At 62.4% G+C, this 14,513-nt stretch carries 16 protein-coding genes and 1 tRNA gene; 8 read left to right on the top strand and 9 right to left on the bottom strand.

Annotated features, from left to right (window positions below):
• The 7 genes from ABDZ98_RS05650 to ABDZ98_RS05620 form a co-directional block, all read right to left on the bottom strand.
• Positions 1-486 (bottom strand): NUDIX hydrolase, encoded by a 486-nt coding sequence (locus ABDZ98_RS05650; RefSeq protein ID WP_160589436.1) that lies wholly within the window; start codon positions 484-486, stop codon positions 1-3.
• Entirely contained in the window at positions 474-1,094 is a 621-nt protein-coding gene (locus tag ABDZ98_RS05645) for a 6-phosphogluconolactonase (protein WP_160589435.1), read from the bottom strand. The genes ABDZ98_RS05650 and ABDZ98_RS05645 overlap by 13 nt, the downstream gene beginning before the upstream one ends.
• A gap of 112 nt (positions 1,095-1,206) precedes the next feature.
• On the bottom strand, positions 1,207-1,668 hold the full coding sequence (locus ABDZ98_RS05640; protein WP_160589434.1) for a Dps family protein: 462 nt from the start codon (positions 1,666-1,668) through the stop codon (positions 1,207-1,209).
• Positions 1,669-1,773: 105 nt separating this feature from the next.
• Entirely contained in the window at positions 1,774-2,337 is a 564-nt protein-coding gene (locus ABDZ98_RS05635) for a hypothetical protein (RefSeq protein WP_160589433.1), read from the bottom strand.
• A gap of 57 nt (positions 2,338-2,394) precedes the next feature.
• Positions 2,395-5,931 carry a CHASE domain-containing protein gene (locus ABDZ98_RS05630; protein WP_337190129.1) on the bottom strand — a complete coding sequence of 1,179 codons (3,537 nt, stop codon included), beginning with the start codon at positions 5,929-5,931 and terminating at the stop codon, positions 2,395-2,397.
• Positions 5,922-6,098 carry a hypothetical protein gene (locus ABDZ98_RS05625; RefSeq protein WP_160589431.1) on the bottom strand — a complete coding sequence of 59 codons (177 nt, stop codon included), beginning with the start codon at positions 6,096-6,098 and terminating at the stop codon, positions 5,922-5,924. Before ABDZ98_RS05625 ends, ABDZ98_RS05630 begins: the two co-directional genes overlap by 10 nt.
• A gap of 144 nt (positions 6,099-6,242) precedes the next feature.
• A tRNA-Gly gene (locus ABDZ98_RS05620) sits at positions 6,243-6,316 on the bottom strand.
• A gap of 197 nt (positions 6,317-6,513) precedes the next feature.
• On the opposite strand from ABDZ98_RS05620, the gene ABDZ98_RS05615 reads away from it, so the two are divergent.
• From ABDZ98_RS05615 to ABDZ98_RS05580, 8 genes are all read left to right on the top strand, one after another.
• A complete protein-coding gene (locus tag ABDZ98_RS05615) occupies positions 6,514-6,894 on the top strand; it encodes a hypothetical protein (RefSeq protein WP_160589430.1) in 381 nt (126 codons plus the stop codon).
• A 241-nt stretch (positions 6,895-7,135) separates the two neighbouring features.
• Positions 7,136-8,014: a class II fructose-bisphosphate aldolase gene (locus tag ABDZ98_RS05610; protein ID WP_160589429.1), complete on the top strand. Its 879-nt coding sequence runs from the start codon at positions 7,136-7,138 to the stop codon at positions 8,012-8,014.
• 24 nt (positions 8,015-8,038) lie between these two features.
• The gene (locus ABDZ98_RS05605; RefSeq protein WP_160589428.1) at positions 8,039-8,767 is read left to right on the top strand and encodes an HAD-IA family hydrolase; all 729 of its coding nucleotides are present in this window, start codon (positions 8,039-8,041) and stop codon (positions 8,765-8,767) included.
• A gap of 13 nt (positions 8,768-8,780) precedes the next feature.
• The gene (gene dhaL / locus ABDZ98_RS05600) at positions 8,781-9,446 is read left to right on the top strand and encodes a dihydroxyacetone kinase subunit DhaL (protein ID WP_160589427.1); all 666 of its coding nucleotides are present in this window, start codon (positions 8,781-8,783) and stop codon (positions 9,444-9,446) included.
• A 22-nt stretch (positions 9,447-9,468) separates the two neighbouring features.
• Entirely contained in the window at positions 9,469-10,464 is a 996-nt protein-coding gene (locus ABDZ98_RS05595; protein WP_160589426.1) for a dihydroxyacetone kinase subunit DhaK, read from the top strand.
• A 130-nt stretch (positions 10,465-10,594) separates the two neighbouring features.
• Positions 10,595-12,064, top strand: coding sequence for a sensor domain-containing diguanylate cyclase (locus ABDZ98_RS05590; protein ID WP_160589425.1), 1,470 nt, complete (start codon positions 10,595-10,597; stop codon positions 12,062-12,064).
• A gap of 129 nt (positions 12,065-12,193) precedes the next feature.
• Positions 12,194-13,036 carry a hypothetical protein gene (locus ABDZ98_RS05585; RefSeq protein WP_160589424.1) on the top strand — a complete coding sequence of 281 codons (843 nt, stop codon included), beginning with the start codon at positions 12,194-12,196 and terminating at the stop codon, positions 13,034-13,036.
• Positions 13,026-13,346: a winged helix-turn-helix domain-containing protein gene (locus ABDZ98_RS05580; RefSeq protein WP_160589423.1), complete on the top strand. Its 321-nt coding sequence runs from the start codon at positions 13,026-13,028 to the stop codon at positions 13,344-13,346. Before ABDZ98_RS05585 ends, ABDZ98_RS05580 begins: the two co-directional genes overlap by 11 nt.
• A gap of 50 nt (positions 13,347-13,396) precedes the next feature.
• Here ABDZ98_RS05580 and ABDZ98_RS05575 read toward each other — a convergent pair whose 3' ends face one another.
• Together ABDZ98_RS05575 and ABDZ98_RS05570 are read right to left on the bottom strand one after the other, a co-directional pair.
• Positions 13,397-13,978: a hypothetical protein gene (locus ABDZ98_RS05575; RefSeq protein WP_160589422.1), complete on the bottom strand. Its 582-nt coding sequence runs from the start codon at positions 13,976-13,978 to the stop codon at positions 13,397-13,399.
• A complete protein-coding gene (locus ABDZ98_RS05570) occupies positions 13,975-14,460 on the bottom strand; it encodes an RNA polymerase sigma factor (protein WP_160589421.1) in 486 nt (161 codons plus the stop codon). The genes ABDZ98_RS05575 and ABDZ98_RS05570 overlap by 4 nt, the downstream gene beginning before the upstream one ends.
• Positions 14,461-14,513: the final 53 nt, after the last annotated feature.

The following is a 14,513-nucleotide window of genomic DNA, read 5'->3' as shown; positions in this document are numbered from 1 at the left end:
TCACCGCGCTTCCCATTGGCTCAGCAGCTGCATCCGCACGGTGACTGTGCGACTGATGTCCTGCGGCAGTTCGTGGTGGTGAAAGAAGCGCGCTTCCACAATCTCGCGCATGTCGGGGCGCGCCTCCCCGGCAATGCGCCCGGTGAAGATATGCGCCACGTTGCGGCCACCGTGATAATCTTCCGTCAGCGTGCCCAGATGCTGCGGATCGGCGATCGCCGCGCCCAGTTCCTCGGCAAATTCGCGCAAGGCGGCAAGCTGGGGGTCCTCACCCTTGCGCATGCCGCCGCCGGGAAAGGACCAGACGGCCGCGCCATAGGAATGGCGCACCAGCAGCACCCGGCCCTGTTCATCGCGCGCAATCATGGTGCAGCCGTGAATCTCGCCCCCTCTCCAGCGCAGCCAGCGCGTACGCAGGGCAAAGGCCATGCGATAGCCCGTGCGGTGCAGCGGCGGAGGTATCAGAGGGGTAATCAGGTGAAGCATGTCACCGGCAGGTCAGCCGCGCCCAGCAGCCGCGCCACGGGCAGGTCATGCGTTCCCGCCAGCGCCGCATCGAACACCGCGCGCTTATCCTCTCCACGGATCACGAACATCACCGCATCGCTATCCAGCAAGGCCGGAATGGAAAGGGTGATGCGATCGAACGGAGCTTCCGGCGGCAGCGGATCGGGTGTCAGGCGGCGCACCGCCACAGGATCGTCCACCTGTGGATCGGTATTGGGGAACAGGCTGGCGATGTGCCCGTCTGCCCCCATGCCCAGCCACACCAGCGCGAAATGCGGCGGCTGCGCGCCTTCTGCCAGCGCCACCACGCGCGCGCCGACAGGTTCCAGCAGGGCGCGGATCTTGCCGACATTGCTGGCCGCGTGATCCTCCGCCACCAGCCGGTCATCGCCCGGCCACACGGCAATACGCGACCAGTCCAGATCGGCCTTCACCAGCTCTGCCATGATCGGGAACGGGGTGGAGCCGCCGGGCACGGAAATAGCCACTTCGCCCTCCCGCGCATCCAGTGCAGCGGCAAGGACATCGCCCAGCCACGCGGCAATATCGCCAGCCGAAGCGTCATTGATGAAAGTGATGTCGGTCATGGCTACCGCCTTAAACCAAAGGCCGCCGGGACGCGATGGTCCGGCGGCCTTCTTTTTGCGCCCCTGCGGGAGGGGGGGGTAGCAGGGGCGCGGGGAATTTCCGTCCGGGAAATCAGTCGAGAATGCTGGTGAGGAACCAGACGCGCTCCTCCGCCATGTTGGTCCAGTCATCGATCAGGCCGTCGGTGGCGTTGTCACCCGCCTTGTCAGCCGGTTCCTTGAGCGCCTTGAGCCTCTCGACCAGCGCGGCATTGTCGTCGCGCAGTTCGGTGATCATGGCTTCTGCGCCCAGATCGCTGTCATCCTGATCGGCAATCTGCGTCGCCTTGGCGACCGCTCCGATCGAGGTGAGCGTTTTGGCGCCATTCTTGCGCACCCGCTCGGCAATCGCATCGATCTGACTCTGGATTTCCACCGCCTGCGCATCGAACAGCAGGTGCAGATCATGGAACCGCGGCCCGGTCACATGCCAATGGAAGTTCTTGGTCTTGAAATAGAGCGCCAGATGATCGGCGAGCAGTCCGTTGAGACCTTCGATCAGCGCGGTTTTCGAATTATCGCCAGTGTTGGCCATGATGTATCCCCTTTGATTGGATTTGCCTTTGCATATGTCCAACCAACGGCTGACCGGCCTGCGGGTTTCCGGCGATTTGGCAATCTTGGTGATCGCAAAAATCGATCAGAAAATGATACCGCGCGCGGTCATTCCGATCAGCAGCGCCGCCAGCAGCAAGATGCCGCCAGTGATGTTGGCCAGCAGGCGCAGCGGCACGCGCGCTTCCCATTCGGCCCCGGCCATCGCTGCCGCGCTCAGCGCAATGCCGCTGCCCAGCGCGCCGCCGATGGCCGCCAGCACCCACTCTCCCGTCATGATGCTGAGCGACAGCACCAGGAAGCGCGCCGCATCGGTGGCCTGCACCGCCAGCAGCACCAGCAGGATTGCGCCGGTCGACCGTGTGGGCTGCCGGGGCGCCTTGCCCGCGCGCAGAACAAACAGCTCCAGCGCGGCCAGCAGCACCGCCAGCGCCACGAACATCAGCTTGGCATCGCCGGTCATCATCGCCGCCAGCTGCGTGCCGATCCAGGCGGCCAGCGCGCAGGTGGCAATCGCGCTCAGCCAGATGGCCGCGAACAGTCCCGCGCCCGGCCCCAGCCTGGCCGACAGCCGCGCCACGCGCAGCTGGTCGCGCCCGGCAATGGTGACAAGGGCGCAGGCCAGCAGGCAAAGGAACAGGGCGGGCATGGACCGGCTTGTATGGCATGTGTGCTGCGCGGGGAAGTGGAGCGGGCAACTGTGCCCTCACGCCGCCTGACGCATGGCCGCCAGCACGCTCCCGGCCTTTTCGATAATGTCCAGCTCGGAGCTTTGTTCAGGCCAGGTTTTCAGCCCGACTTCGAGGATGCGGGCCTGCTTACCCAGTTCCTCCTCGCCAAACATGCCCGCCGTTCCCGCAAGCTTGTGCAGCAGGTCGGCCACTTCCTCCACCGTTGCATCGTCAAGGTCTCCGGCACTCACGAACGCCTCCACGCGCTCCAGCGTTGCTTTCTTGCGCTGATGATAGCGCCCCTGCAGGGCCGAGCCGGGCCGGGGCGCTTCGACGGCACTGGCCACGGGCGAGACCACATCGCCGGACTTGCGTGACCACTGCGCAATGGCGGATTCCAGATCTTGCAGGCCAATCGGCTTGGACAGATGCGCCTGCATGCCTGCCGCAAGACAATTGGCAATATCGTCTGCAAAGGCATTGGCGGTCAGTGCCACAATCGGCAGCGAAGCCGCATCATGGCCGGCGGCCCGGATGGCGCGGGTAGCCTCCACCCCGCTCATCACCGGCATGCTCATATCCATCAGCACCAGGTCAAAGCTGTTGTTCTCACTGGCCGCACGCGCGACAGCTTCGACGGCAATCGCTCCATTGTCGGCAATTTCGACATCCAGACCGATCCGGCTGAGCATATCCTTCATCAGGATCTGGTTGATGTCATGATCCTCCACCAGCAGGATTCGCTGGCAGCGCGGAACCCGCGCAAACCGGCGCAGCTGTGGTGCGGCAGCATCTGGCGGGAGCTGGTTCTGCGCGCCATTTTCCAGCACCTTTGCCGGCAGGGTCAGGCGGAACACGCTGCCTCTGCCCGGCTGGCTTTCCAGCGTGATCTCACCATCGATCAGCTGCGCCAGCTTCCTGCTGATGGCCAGGCCCAATCCGGTGCCGCCATGATCGCGGGCGATGGTGAAATCCGCCTGTACGAAATCGCTGAAAATGGCTGCCTGGCGCTCGGGAGCGATGCCGATGCCGGTGTCGGCGATTTCCACAATCGCCCGCTCGCCGTCATGCGGGTCAACACAGGCGCGCACCGTCACGGAACCCTTGCTGGTGAATTTGAGCGCGTTGCCCAGCAGATTGAGCAGGATCTGGCGAATGCGCAGGCCGTCACTGGATATCAGCGCGGGAACGGCGTCATCGATATCGCAGGTCAGCTCAAGCTGCTTTTCGGTTGCCAGCGCCTGCATCAAGGTGATGCAGCCGTGGATCACCTGACGCAGATTGGTCGGTTCGGAGGCGATGCGCATCTGTCCCGCTTCAAGTTTGGACAGGTCCAGAATATCGTTGAGCAGCCGCATCATGGCCTTGCCGGAATCCGCGATCAGCTGGGTCTGGCGGCGCTGTTCGTCATCCAGAGGGCTGGCCAGCAGCAATTCGGTAAAGCCGATGACGCCGTTCATGGGCGTGCGGATTTCGTGGCTCATATTGGCCAGGAAGCTGGACTTGGCCTCCACCGCCGCCTCTGCCCGCGCGCGCGCCGATTGCAGCGCGCCTTCCATCAGCATGCGCCGGGTCACGTCCATGGCCACGGCAATTGTGCCCCGCAGAATCCCGTCGTCGGTCAGTTCCGGCCGGCTGATCATGTCGACCCAGCGCACCGAGCCATCGCGGTGGACAAAGCGGAACGTGCCGCGATGCTCCGCCCGATCTTCAATCGCGCCCATCCATGCCGCATGAAATTCGGCGCGATCCTCGGGATGAATGGCGGCGATCCAGTCCGAGCTGAGGGCCGCCGGCTCATCAAGGCCCGATAGCTCCAGCCAGCTGTCATTGGCGTAAATGCAGGTGCCCGATGGATTGGTGCGGATGATTCCCGCCGGTGAAAGCCCCGCCAGATCGCTGAAGCGGCGCTCACTTTCGTACAGCGCGTCTGCGGCCTCCTTGTGCTTGCGGGTCTTTTCCATCACCTGCTCGTGAACCTGCGCCTCGCGGCGGGCATAGGATTGCAGCAGGCCACCGAAACACAGCGTCAGGAGAATTCCCCCCACCAGCACCAGCGGTGGCTCATTGTTGATCGAGCTGTGTTCGAATTGGGGTGTGCTTTTCCAGACCAGCGTCCAGTTCTGCCCCATCACCGGGATGGTCTTGCGGATGGTAAACGCCGGATTGGTGTCGGGCAATGACCCTGCAAAGATCTGGTGATCGGGATCGATAGAGGTGCCGTCGTAGACATCGATGGTGAACTGCTCGGCCTGGCTGGACGTCAGCCCGGAAAGGAAGCGCGAGGCGATGAAAGGGGCATAGACCCAGCCCCGCAGCGCGTGCTGCCTGTCGGCCGCCGTCTCCAGCGGCAGACCCCTGGTATAGACCGGCCGCAGCAGCAGGAATCCGGGTGTCTGGGCATCATCCTGCACCAGCGTGATGCGCCGGGTGATCCTCGCCTCCCCGCTATCGCGTGATTGTTCGGCGGCATCGCGGCGGTTGACCTCGAAGCTGATATCCAGGCCCAGCGCGGCCAGGTTGCCTTCAATCGGTTCGATATATTTGATGATGAACCTGGTGGGGCGGTCAGATGCGGGGTGCACCTGGAAAGGGGGCAGGCCATCTGCCATGCCGCGCCTGACAAAATTCTCCTCATCGCCATTGGCCATCGGCTGGATGAAGCCGATGCCGTTGATCCCGGGCAACTCCTCAATCCCGATGATGTCGATGTAATCGATCCAGTCCTGGCGCGAAATCTGATCGGACGCATCAATGATCGCAGCCCCGCCATCAAGACTTTGCCGATAGGACTGGAGCCGGTGACTGAGCGCCTCCTCACTGTCGGCGGCCATGGCGTTGAAGGTTGCCAGATTGCGCTCATAGACAACCTCGCTGGTAACGATCCATGCTGTAAGCGTGGCCCCCATCAGGCAGAACAGGCCAATGGTCATGGAGCGGGTCAGCGGGGTGATGGGCGTGCCGCGCCAGATCAGCTTGGGCTCGCGCCAGGCCGCGAACAGGGCAATGGGCACGATCAGCAACACGCCCGCCATGTCTCCGCACCACCAGGTCAGCCAGTTGCTCCAGACCATTGCGGTGGGCACAGCGCCGTTGAACCACAGGATGGCGGTGCCCACCGTGGCCGCGATCAGGCACGACAGCGGACCGCCCACCACGATCAGTGTGGCAACATCGCGGGCCCCCTTGATGTTGATGGGCTGCCCCAACAATCGCCTGAGAGCCGTGGTGGCAAACAGTGCCTGAACCGATGAACCTGCGGCAATTACCCCGGCATTCACCACCGCGATCCATTCGATTGTCCCGGATGTCATCGGCGAGCCATTGGCAAGGTTCACCGCAAATGACCCCAGCCAGATGCCCGGCCACAGATTGCGACCGAAGATGATCAGCCCGGCAATCGCCATGCCGGATGCGGGCCAGATGAATGTGGCATACCCCGGCGGAACGGCCAGCAGCAGCCCCAGCCAACCCGCCAGCCCATAGGCCAGCGCCATGGCGGCGATCCCCAGCATTTTCTGCCTCGTCGTGAGCGGTTCAGGATTTGTCCCGGTCAGGCTTGTCACTGCCACGACACCTTCACCTCTTGCCGGCGTGACGATACCCTCAGCAGGCCCCTCAAAAGGCTCGCCACCCGGCGTATCAGCACGCGTTGCAATCCTGCGCGCCCGGCAAGGCTGACAAAGTCGGCACTGCCGGAAACGGCGCTTTGCCACTGGCTGGCGTTGGTATGATCCATCACTCAACTTTCGCAGAAAGAGGGGCAAGATCATTCAACTAGGCCCGGAAGGCAGAATTCCGATGAATCGACATGTAGGTAAATTGCCGCATTCCGGCAGCCATCATCTGCCCAGACCTGCAATCACCGGGCAAAATATGCGGCTGGAGCGGGTGAAGGGAATCGAACCCTCGTCGTCAGCTTGGGAAGCTGCTGCTCTGCCATTGAGCTACACCCGCATATCGGCCTGGGGCCGCCCGCATTGCGGTCCGCTGCGGCGATGGGGTGGCCAATTGCCACGGGGGGGCTTGTCTCGTCAACAGATGTCGGCATGCGGGCAATAGATGGCCCGATCGGCGAGTTAGCGAAAAATTTGCACTTGGGGATTAGGCCGGACGGCAATCGATCATCCGGGCAGACAGGCGAGGTTATACCAATGGTCTTCAGCAGGCGATCCCACGCGATCATGTTCGTTGGCGGCGTTATGTTCCTGGCCGTGATGGTGACAGAGAACAACCGCGATGCCGCTTCGCCCGATGACGAAGAAGTTGCGGCCGTGCAGGACATGGACCAGGCCAATTCCATGAGCGCGCCGCATACCGTCACGCCCAGTCTGGCAGCAGATGAGGTGCTGGCGGCCGAGGATGAGGTGTTTGCCGAACCCGATGACGGGGCGACATGGGGCCAGCCGGTGGATAATGCCGAGCCGATGATCAGCTTCAGCTATGATGCCACTCCCGACAATCCGGGCCAGCCGGACTTCGATCCGGCCCCTGTGGCCGAGACATATCAGGACGAGGTCTGGATCGAGGACTAGCGGCAAGGCGGGCCGCACGGCGCGCGTCGGCATCTCCTTTACGTGCCGCCAGCCCCACATCAACGGCCCGAAATCCGCCATTTGTGCACGAAGCCGGTCAATTGCCGGACATTTTCAATCTCGAAACGTCAGTATTACGTAATGACGGGTGGCGAGCGCTCCTGACTCTGGTTATGGAGCCGATTCGAAACGCCCGCGCTGGGGAGCATTGAGCGGGCCGGTACAAACAAGGAGCAAACCGATGCCGCTGGTAAACATGAAACCGCTGCTGCGCGACGCGATGGACAATAACTATGCCGTCGCCGCCTTCAACCTCGTCGATTACGGCACAGTCAAGGCGATGGTCAAAGCCGCCGAGGAACTGAACGCCCCGGTGATCTGCCAGACCAGTTCCAAGACCATCGATTACTGGAGCCACGAGGAAATCGTCAGCTGGGTGCGCACCGCGGCTGAAAATTCGCCCGTGCCCGTGGTGCTGCATCTGGATCACTGCAAGGATATCGCAATGATCGAGAAATGCGCCCAGACCGGCTGGACATCGATCATGATCGACGCTTCGGAATTCCCGTTTGAAGAAAACCTCGAAATGTCCAAGCGCGTGCGCGACATTGCCGAGAAGTATAATGTCGGCATGGAAGCCGAACTGGGCCAGATCATGGGCGTGGAAGACGACATGGTGGTGGACGAGGCAGATTCGGTGCTGACCGATCCGGAAGACGCCAAGAAGTTCTGCGATGCGCTGGACCTTTCCGCCTTCGCTTGTGCCGTTGGCACCGCCCACGGCTTCTACCATGGTGAACCGGTGGTCGATTTCGATCGCATCGCGGCCATCAACGCCGCCACGAAGACGCCGATGGCGCTGCATGGCGGCACCGGCCTTTCCGACGAGACCTTCGCCAAGGCGATCGCGCGCGGCAGTGCCAAGATCAACATCTCCACCAACCTCAAGCACGTGTTCGTGCAGAGCTTTGTCGACTATCACAACGCCAAGCCCAAGGATTTCGAACCGCTGCGCCTGATCGATGCGCAGTACACTGCCTGCAAGGACCTGTTCTCCGGCTTCATCGAGAAGTTTGGCGGCAAGGACCGTGGCTCCGCTTTCCTCAGCAACATGAAATAATGATCTGAGGGAAACACACAGACCATGATCAAGGCACTGATTTTCGATTGCGACGGCGTTCTCGTCGATACTGAGCGTGACGCGCACCGCGTCGGCTTCAACCTCGCGTTCAAGGAATTCGGCATCGACGCCGAATGGAGCGTGGAGCTGTATGCCCGGCTGGTGCTGGTTGCCGGCGGCAAGGAGCGCATGAAGGCCTATTTCGATGAATTCGGCTGGCCCGAAGCGCAGGTGGGCAAGTTTGGCGGCAAGGACGATCTGATCGCCGAACTGCACAAGACCAAGACCCGCCTGACGTCCGAAATCGTCACCGACCTGCCGGTTCGCCCCGGTATCCTGCGCATCATTGACGAGGCGCTGGCAGCTGGCGTGCGGCTGGGCGTGTGCACCACCTCCAACCCCAAGTTCATCGACGCCGTGCTCGACCTGTTCGGGGCCGAGCGCAAGGATGCGTTCGAATTCGTCCATGCGGGCGATGTAGTGAAGGCCAAGAAGCCTGCGCCCGATATCTATCTGCTGGCTCTGGAAACGCTGGGCCTGCCCGCGTCCGATTGCCTGGTGATCGAGGACAGCCGCAACGGCCTGCTGGCCGCCACCGGCGCTGGCATTGCCACGCTGATCACCACCAGCACTTATACAGTGGACGAAGACTTTGCCGAAGCGGTAGAGGTAGTCCCCGAGCTGGGCGATGCGCCCAATATCAACATCACAATCGAAGACCTGGGGGCGCTGGCCGCACAAGCGGCAGCCTGAGGAGAGAAAACACATGTCTGCACTTGACCAAGCACAGATCGAAGAAGCGATCGACACCGCCTGCGACACGGTAATCCGCAACGAGCAGTATTTTTCGGACCTGGACGGCCTGGCCGGCGACGGTGACTTCGGCACCTCGCTCGCCACCGGCTTTCGCATCATCAAGAAGGACCTGCCGGAAATCGACAAGAGCGCCATCGGCGCCATGTTGCTGAAGATTTCCATGCTGTGTTCCAAGCATGTGGGCGGCTCCTCCGGTCCGATCTGGGGCACCGGCTTCATGAAGGCCGGCATGGCATCCAAGGGCAAGACCGAAGTCACCCTGCCCGAACTGGCCGAGATGATCGGCTCCGCAGTCGAAGGCATCATGGCGCGCGGCGGCGCCAAGCTGGGTGACAAGACCCTGCTCGACGCGCTGATCCCGATGGCCGAGACGATGAAGGCAATGGCCGACAGCGCCACCCCGGCAGAAATGCTGCGCGCCGTGACCGAAGTGGCCGACAACGCCATTGATGAAACCCGCAAGCTGGTGGCCCATCGCGGCCGCGCCAGCCAGGTGGGCGAGCGCAGCGCGAATACGCCCGATCCGGGCATCGTTGGCGTGGCCACCATCCTCAATGACTGGTGCAAGCATTATGGGGTGGATTACACACCCAAGGCTGCAGAACTGAATCGCTGATTTCTAAGGGAGAGGAATACTCATGAAAAAGTTCGTCAATGATCCGGCAAATTTCGTGCCTGAATTCATGGCTGGCGTGCTCGCCGCCAACCCCGACCTGCTGGAAGGCAATGTCGAGTTCCAGATGGTCAAGCGCAAGGACCGTCCGGTAGCGGACAAGGTCTCCATCGTGCAGGGCTCCGGCTCCGGCCACGAACCCGCGCACATGATGGCGGTTGGACCGGGCATGCTCGACGGCGCCTGCCAGGGCCCCGTGTTCGCCGCTCCGCCGGTGGATGCGTGTTATGAAACCATCAAGGCGCTGGCCACTCCGGCTGGCGTGCTGGTGCTGGTCAACAACTACCAGGGTGACCGCATGGCCTGGGACATGGCCTGCGAAATGGCCGAGGCCGAGGACATCAAGGTCAAGCAGTTCATCATCAATGATGACGTGGCCGTGAAGGACAGCCTGTACACCGTGGGTCGCCGCGGCGTGGCCGGCAACTTCTTCGTGATGAAGGCATGCGGCGCTGCTGCTGCTGCAGGCAAGAGCCTGGACGAGATCCTGGCCGTTGCCGAGAAGGTGAACAACAATGTCCGCACCATGGGCGTTGCTCTCACCAGCTGCACCCCGCCTGCCAAGGGCACGCCGATCTTCGAAATCGGTGATGACGAGATGGAAGTGGGCATCGGCATCCATGGTGAGCCGGGCCGCGAACGGACCAAGATCACCAATGCGGACGCCATCACCGAAACGCTGTTTGACGCTGTTGCCGTCGACCTGCCGTTCGCATCGGGTGACCGGATTGCGCTGATGATCAACGGCCTGGGCGGCACCACCCCGGCAGAGCTGTATCTGCTGTACGGCAAGGCCCACTCGCTGGCCGAGGGCAAGGGCATGACCGTGGCCAAGAACTATGTCGGCGAATATTGCACCAGCCTGGAAATGGCCGGCGCATCGCTGACCATGCTCAAGCTGGATGCCGAGATCGAGGGCTACCTCAACGCTCCGGCAGAGATCGCTGCCCGCGTTTTCTGATCCCCGCGATCAGCTGGCAAATTCAACGCGCCCGGTCCTGCCCATGCAGGGCCGGGCGTTTTGATTCGATCCATCGATTTCACCTGCAACCAACACGAAAAATTTACCAAGCTCCGACTAACTTACACGCATGTTACATGATTCAGTACTGGCGAGGGTTGCCCAGTCCGCCGAACGCAATGACGTTCTGCGCGAACTTGCCATCCTCGACACCAATCCCGAACCCGAATTTGACGCCATAACCCAGGCCGCCGCCCGTCTGCTCGGCTGTTCGATCTCGCTCGTCTCGCTGATCGATACCGACCGCCAATGGTTCAAGTCGCGGCACAATATCTCCATCGCGGAAACACCCATCGAATGGTCATTCTGCCGCTTTGCCGTGGAACGCGACGAGATACTGGTTGTCGAGGACGCAACGCAGGACCTGCAGTTTGCCAACAACCCGCTGGTGGTTCCAGGGGGTGCAGAATTCCGCTTCTACGCCGGTGTTCCGATCAGGCTGAGGCGCAATGCCGAAGGCGATTCGGTTGCACTTGGCACGCTTTGCGTGATCGATCACCAGCCGCAAAAGCCCACTGCAGAAGCGCTCGATGCACTCATCAAGCTTGCCCGGCTGACAGAGATGCTGCTGACTGCCCGGCTGAATGCCAACAAGGTTCAGCGCCAGGCCACCGCGCTGGCATCAGCCATGACCGAAAAGACCAGGCTGCATCGCCAGCTGCACCAGGCAGAACGCATGGCGGGCATTGGTTCGTGGCGGCTTTGCCTGGAGGAAAATACCGTCGAATGGTCACCGCAGGTTTATGCCATTCATGGTCTTTCTCCCAATGATCCCATACCAGTCAGCACCGCGCTCGACTTCTTTCCCGGAGACAACCGCCGCCAGATCTCCAATGCGATCAGCCGCTGTATCCGCAGCGGTCAATCCTATGACCTGGAACTGGATTTCATTACCGCAAAAGGCGACAAGCGCCGGGTCCGCGCCATCGGGGAGCTGGAACTGAAGAATGGCAAGCCCGAGGCCCTGATCGGTGTTTTCCAGGACATTACCGAACGTAATGTCCTCGAACAAAAACTGCGCGATGCAGCGGATACCGATTACCTGACCCAGCTTGCCAGCCGGCGCCGGTTCGAGCGGGAATTTGACCACATCATGTTCGAATGCGTGCGGGATGATCGCGACCTTGCGCTGGTGCTGATTGACCTCGACCATTTCAAGGCGATCAATGACACGCAGGGCCATGCCGCGGGTGACAAGGTCCTGCGCGAAGTGGCCCGGCGATTGCGCGCGCCCTGGCTGCAGCAAAGCTTTGCCGCGCGGCTGGGCGGTGACGAGTTCGTTCTGGTGCTGAGCGATGAGCAGCTGTTGGGCGATCTGGACGCAACCATGTCCCACCTGCTGCGAGAATTGCGGCTCAGCTTCACCGATGAAGCCAGCGATGACATCAGCTATTCGCTGTCAGCGACGATGGGCATCGCCATGCTGGATCGCGCACAGCCGAGTCGCACGCAAATGCTCAAGAACGCCGATGACGCGCTCTATCACGCAAAGCGCCACGGCCGCGGTACTGCCTGCCTGGAAGGCGCGCCCATCTCCTGATGGGGCCCGTTCGGGCGCGGCGGACGCGGCGACCGGCACCCGACCCGATTTGCAGATACAGGTGGCAGAGACACTTGCATGACTATAAGGTTTGTATTACAAACCGATTGTCAAAGCAGGAGATTCGCAATGAACTCACAAGGTGAACTCGGGACCCCGGAACTCAGGTCCCCGGAGCTCAGGTCCCAGGAACTCAAGACCCAGATCGATCAGCTGGGTGCAGCCATCAACGCCGGCCATCGCGGCCCGGCCATCGGCGGGGAGATGCTGGTGGCCTTTGCCGTGGCCTTCCTGCCGGCATCGGCCAGCGTGGCGGCGGCGGCATTCGGCCTCCTGCCGCCGACAGTGTTTCTTTCCCCGCTTGGCGCGCTTGCGGCCTTCCTCGCCTGTCTTTTCGCCGCTCCGGCCAGAGGTCTGGCGGTACGGCTGGGCATGGCGCTGGCCGCCGGTATTGGCGCAGAGGCCGTGTGGCGGATGATCCTGTCTGCCGCCACAGGGAACGGCACAAGCCTGACGGATTCCGCCGGGCAAGTGCTGGTGACGTCTGTCCCGCTCGCCATATTGGCCCTGGTGCTGGCATCGGGCGCACTGGCCCTGCACGCCTTGCGCCGGCAGCCCGGTGCATTGTCGAGCGCCAACAAGGCCATGATCGCGTGCTGGATGGCGATATTCGCAGGCGCAGCGGTGATGATCGCGGCCTTCACCCTCACCGGCATAAGGCTGAACAACTGGTTCGGCTTCATGCTCATGCCTGCGGTAATGCTCGGCCTGTGGGGCGCAGGCTGGATGGCCGGCGGGTGGATTTCGCAGCGCAAGTGGATGGGGCTGGTGGCTGCCGGGTCCTTTGTGCTGGCGCTCTATTATGCCTGGACCTTCGATTTCTTCGGATCGCTGATCATCGCCCTGCTGCTGCTGGTGCTTGCCCCCGGCGTGCAACTGATGCGTCAGGCAGGAACCGGCGATGAAGGCTGAGGCGCCCGCCCGCTTTGACGTGAACGAGATTGACGATGTTGTTCACGGGCGCATGCGGCTGGGCATACTGGCCTATCTGGCCGGCGCGGGAGAGGCGGATTTCATCGCCCTGCGCGATCATCTGGAAACCACCAATGGCAACCTGTCCACCCACCTCTCCAGGCTGGAGGAGGCAGGCTATGTCACGCAGGATCGCAGCATCGTGAACAAGCGCACGCGCACCGTGGTGAGCGCCACCCCTGCCGGGCGCGAGGCGCTGAAAGCCTATGTCGCGCGCATGGCCCGGCTGGTGGATGAACTGGGCGGCTGAGCGGCCAAGCCGCGCGGCGCAAGGTCCTTTCGCAGCTTCAGACCCTGATCTCACCCGTCACCTTCCAGCTGCGCTTGTAGCCGGGAAACATGCGCGATTTCCGCCTCTGCCCGGGCACGCCGGCTTCGCTGCCGCAGCCAGCAATAGGCCGCCCCGCCCAGCCAGAACGCAGCGATCACGGTGGCGCGCACCATGTCCACCTTGCCCGCAAGGCCATAGGCCAGCGCTATCGCTGCACAGACCGCCAGCAGCACCGCAGCGCCGAGCATGGCCTCGGTCAGTCGCAGGGCGACGCGTGCCTGCCGCTCTGCCCGGGCGAGCACCGATGGTGTGTCCTCCAGCAATTCCCCGCCCGTCGCCTGACGCAGGTAGAACAGGTCTGCCACGAACATCAGCATGGCGGCCAGAAATGCGACCGAACCGAGCTGGAACAGCGGGCTTTTCAGTGTCCAGCCAACCCATGCAAAGATGATCGCAAAACAGGCCATGCACGCTGTGCCGAAAATCCGCTGGCGCCTTTCCCTTCGCAGCCTTGCCTCACCAGCCTGCACGCGGGCCAGCACATCGCCCAGATCGGCGCTGCGGCTCTGCCAGTCGCCACGCAGGCGATCGAGGAAGTCATCCGTGCTCATGCGAGCATCTCCTTCAGCATCTGCTTGGCGCGCGTGATGCGCACGCCAACATTGGACAGTGAGATATCGAGCGCCTCGGCAATCTCGGCGTAGGACATTTCTTCAAGATAGAGCGTCACCACCTGGCGGTAAGACAGCGGCAGGCGGCGGATCGCCCGGGCCAGCCTCTCGGCCCGCTCGCTTTGCAGCAGCGCCTTTTCCGGCGAAGGCACATCTTCGTCCGCGCCTTCGACCATCACCTCGGCCTCACCCTTCCTGCGCCCGACGGCGCGCGCCACATGGCTGACCGCGCGATTATGGGCGATGCGATAGATATAGGGCGCCAGCCGCTCCTTCTCACGCAGCGAGGGCAGCGCCTGATGGATGGCGATCAGGATGTCCTGGAACAGGTCCTCCTGCAGCATCGCATCCGCCTCATAAGCTGCCGCGACCCGTCGCAGCCCCTGCCCATGATCGGAAATGATGCGCTCTATCGTGTTCATTACAAGAAAGTAGTCCCCTCCCCCCGGCACCTTCTTACAAAATCTTTTTCCCG

The organism is Alteraurantiacibacter aestuarii, assembly GCF_039523595.1.
Lineage (GTDB): Bacteria > Pseudomonadota > Alphaproteobacteria > Sphingomonadales > Sphingomonadaceae > Alteraurantiacibacter > Alteraurantiacibacter aestuarii.
The sequence above is the reverse complement of the archived record's forward strand: the minus strand, read 5'-3'. Positions and strand labels throughout refer to the sequence as shown.

What these genes read in the sequence shown, in the direction of transcription:
- ABDZ98_RS05650 (WP_160589436.1), bottom strand. Translation starts at nt 486, where the DNA reads ATGCTTCACCTGATTACCCCTCTGATACCTCCGCCGCTGCACCGCACG.
- ABDZ98_RS05645 (WP_160589435.1), bottom strand. Translation starts at nt 1,094, where the DNA reads ATGACCGACATCACTTTCATCAATGACGCTTCGGCTGGCGATATTGCC.
- ABDZ98_RS05640 (WP_160589434.1), bottom strand. Translation starts at nt 1,668, where the DNA reads ATGGCCAACACTGGCGATAATTCGAAAACCGCGCTGATCGAAGGTCTC.
- ABDZ98_RS05635 (WP_160589433.1), bottom strand. Translation starts at nt 2,337, where the DNA reads ATGCCCGCCCTGTTCCTTTGCCTGCTGGCCTGCGCCCTTGTCACCATT.
- ABDZ98_RS05625 (WP_160589431.1), bottom strand. Translation starts at nt 6,098, where the DNA reads ATGGATCATACCAACGCCAGCCAGTGGCAAAGCGCCGTTTCCGGCAGT.
- ABDZ98_RS05615 (WP_160589430.1), top strand. Translation starts at nt 6,514, where the DNA reads ATGGTCTTCAGCAGGCGATCCCACGCGATCATGTTCGTTGGCGGCGTT.
- ABDZ98_RS05610 (WP_160589429.1), top strand. Translation starts at nt 7,136, where the DNA reads ATGCCGCTGGTAAACATGAAACCGCTGCTGCGCGACGCGATGGACAAT.
- ABDZ98_RS05605 (WP_160589428.1), top strand. Translation starts at nt 8,039, where the DNA reads ATGATCAAGGCACTGATTTTCGATTGCGACGGCGTTCTCGTCGATACT.
- dhaL (WP_160589427.1), top strand. Translation starts at nt 8,781, where the DNA reads ATGTCTGCACTTGACCAAGCACAGATCGAAGAAGCGATCGACACCGCC.
- ABDZ98_RS05595 (WP_160589426.1), top strand. Translation starts at nt 9,469, where the DNA reads ATGAAAAAGTTCGTCAATGATCCGGCAAATTTCGTGCCTGAATTCATG.
- ABDZ98_RS05590 (WP_160589425.1), top strand. Translation starts at nt 10,595, where the DNA reads ATGTTACATGATTCAGTACTGGCGAGGGTTGCCCAGTCCGCCGAACGC.
- ABDZ98_RS05585 (WP_160589424.1), top strand. Translation starts at nt 12,194, where the DNA reads ATGAACTCACAAGGTGAACTCGGGACCCCGGAACTCAGGTCCCCGGAG.
- ABDZ98_RS05580 (WP_160589423.1), top strand. Translation starts at nt 13,026, where the DNA reads ATGAAGGCTGAGGCGCCCGCCCGCTTTGACGTGAACGAGATTGACGAT.
- ABDZ98_RS05575 (WP_160589422.1), bottom strand. Translation starts at nt 13,978, where the DNA reads ATGAGCACGGATGACTTCCTCGATCGCCTGCGTGGCGACTGGCAGAGC.
- ABDZ98_RS05570 (WP_160589421.1), bottom strand. Translation starts at nt 14,460, where the DNA reads ATGAACACGATAGAGCGCATCATTTCCGATCATGGGCAGGGGCTGCGA.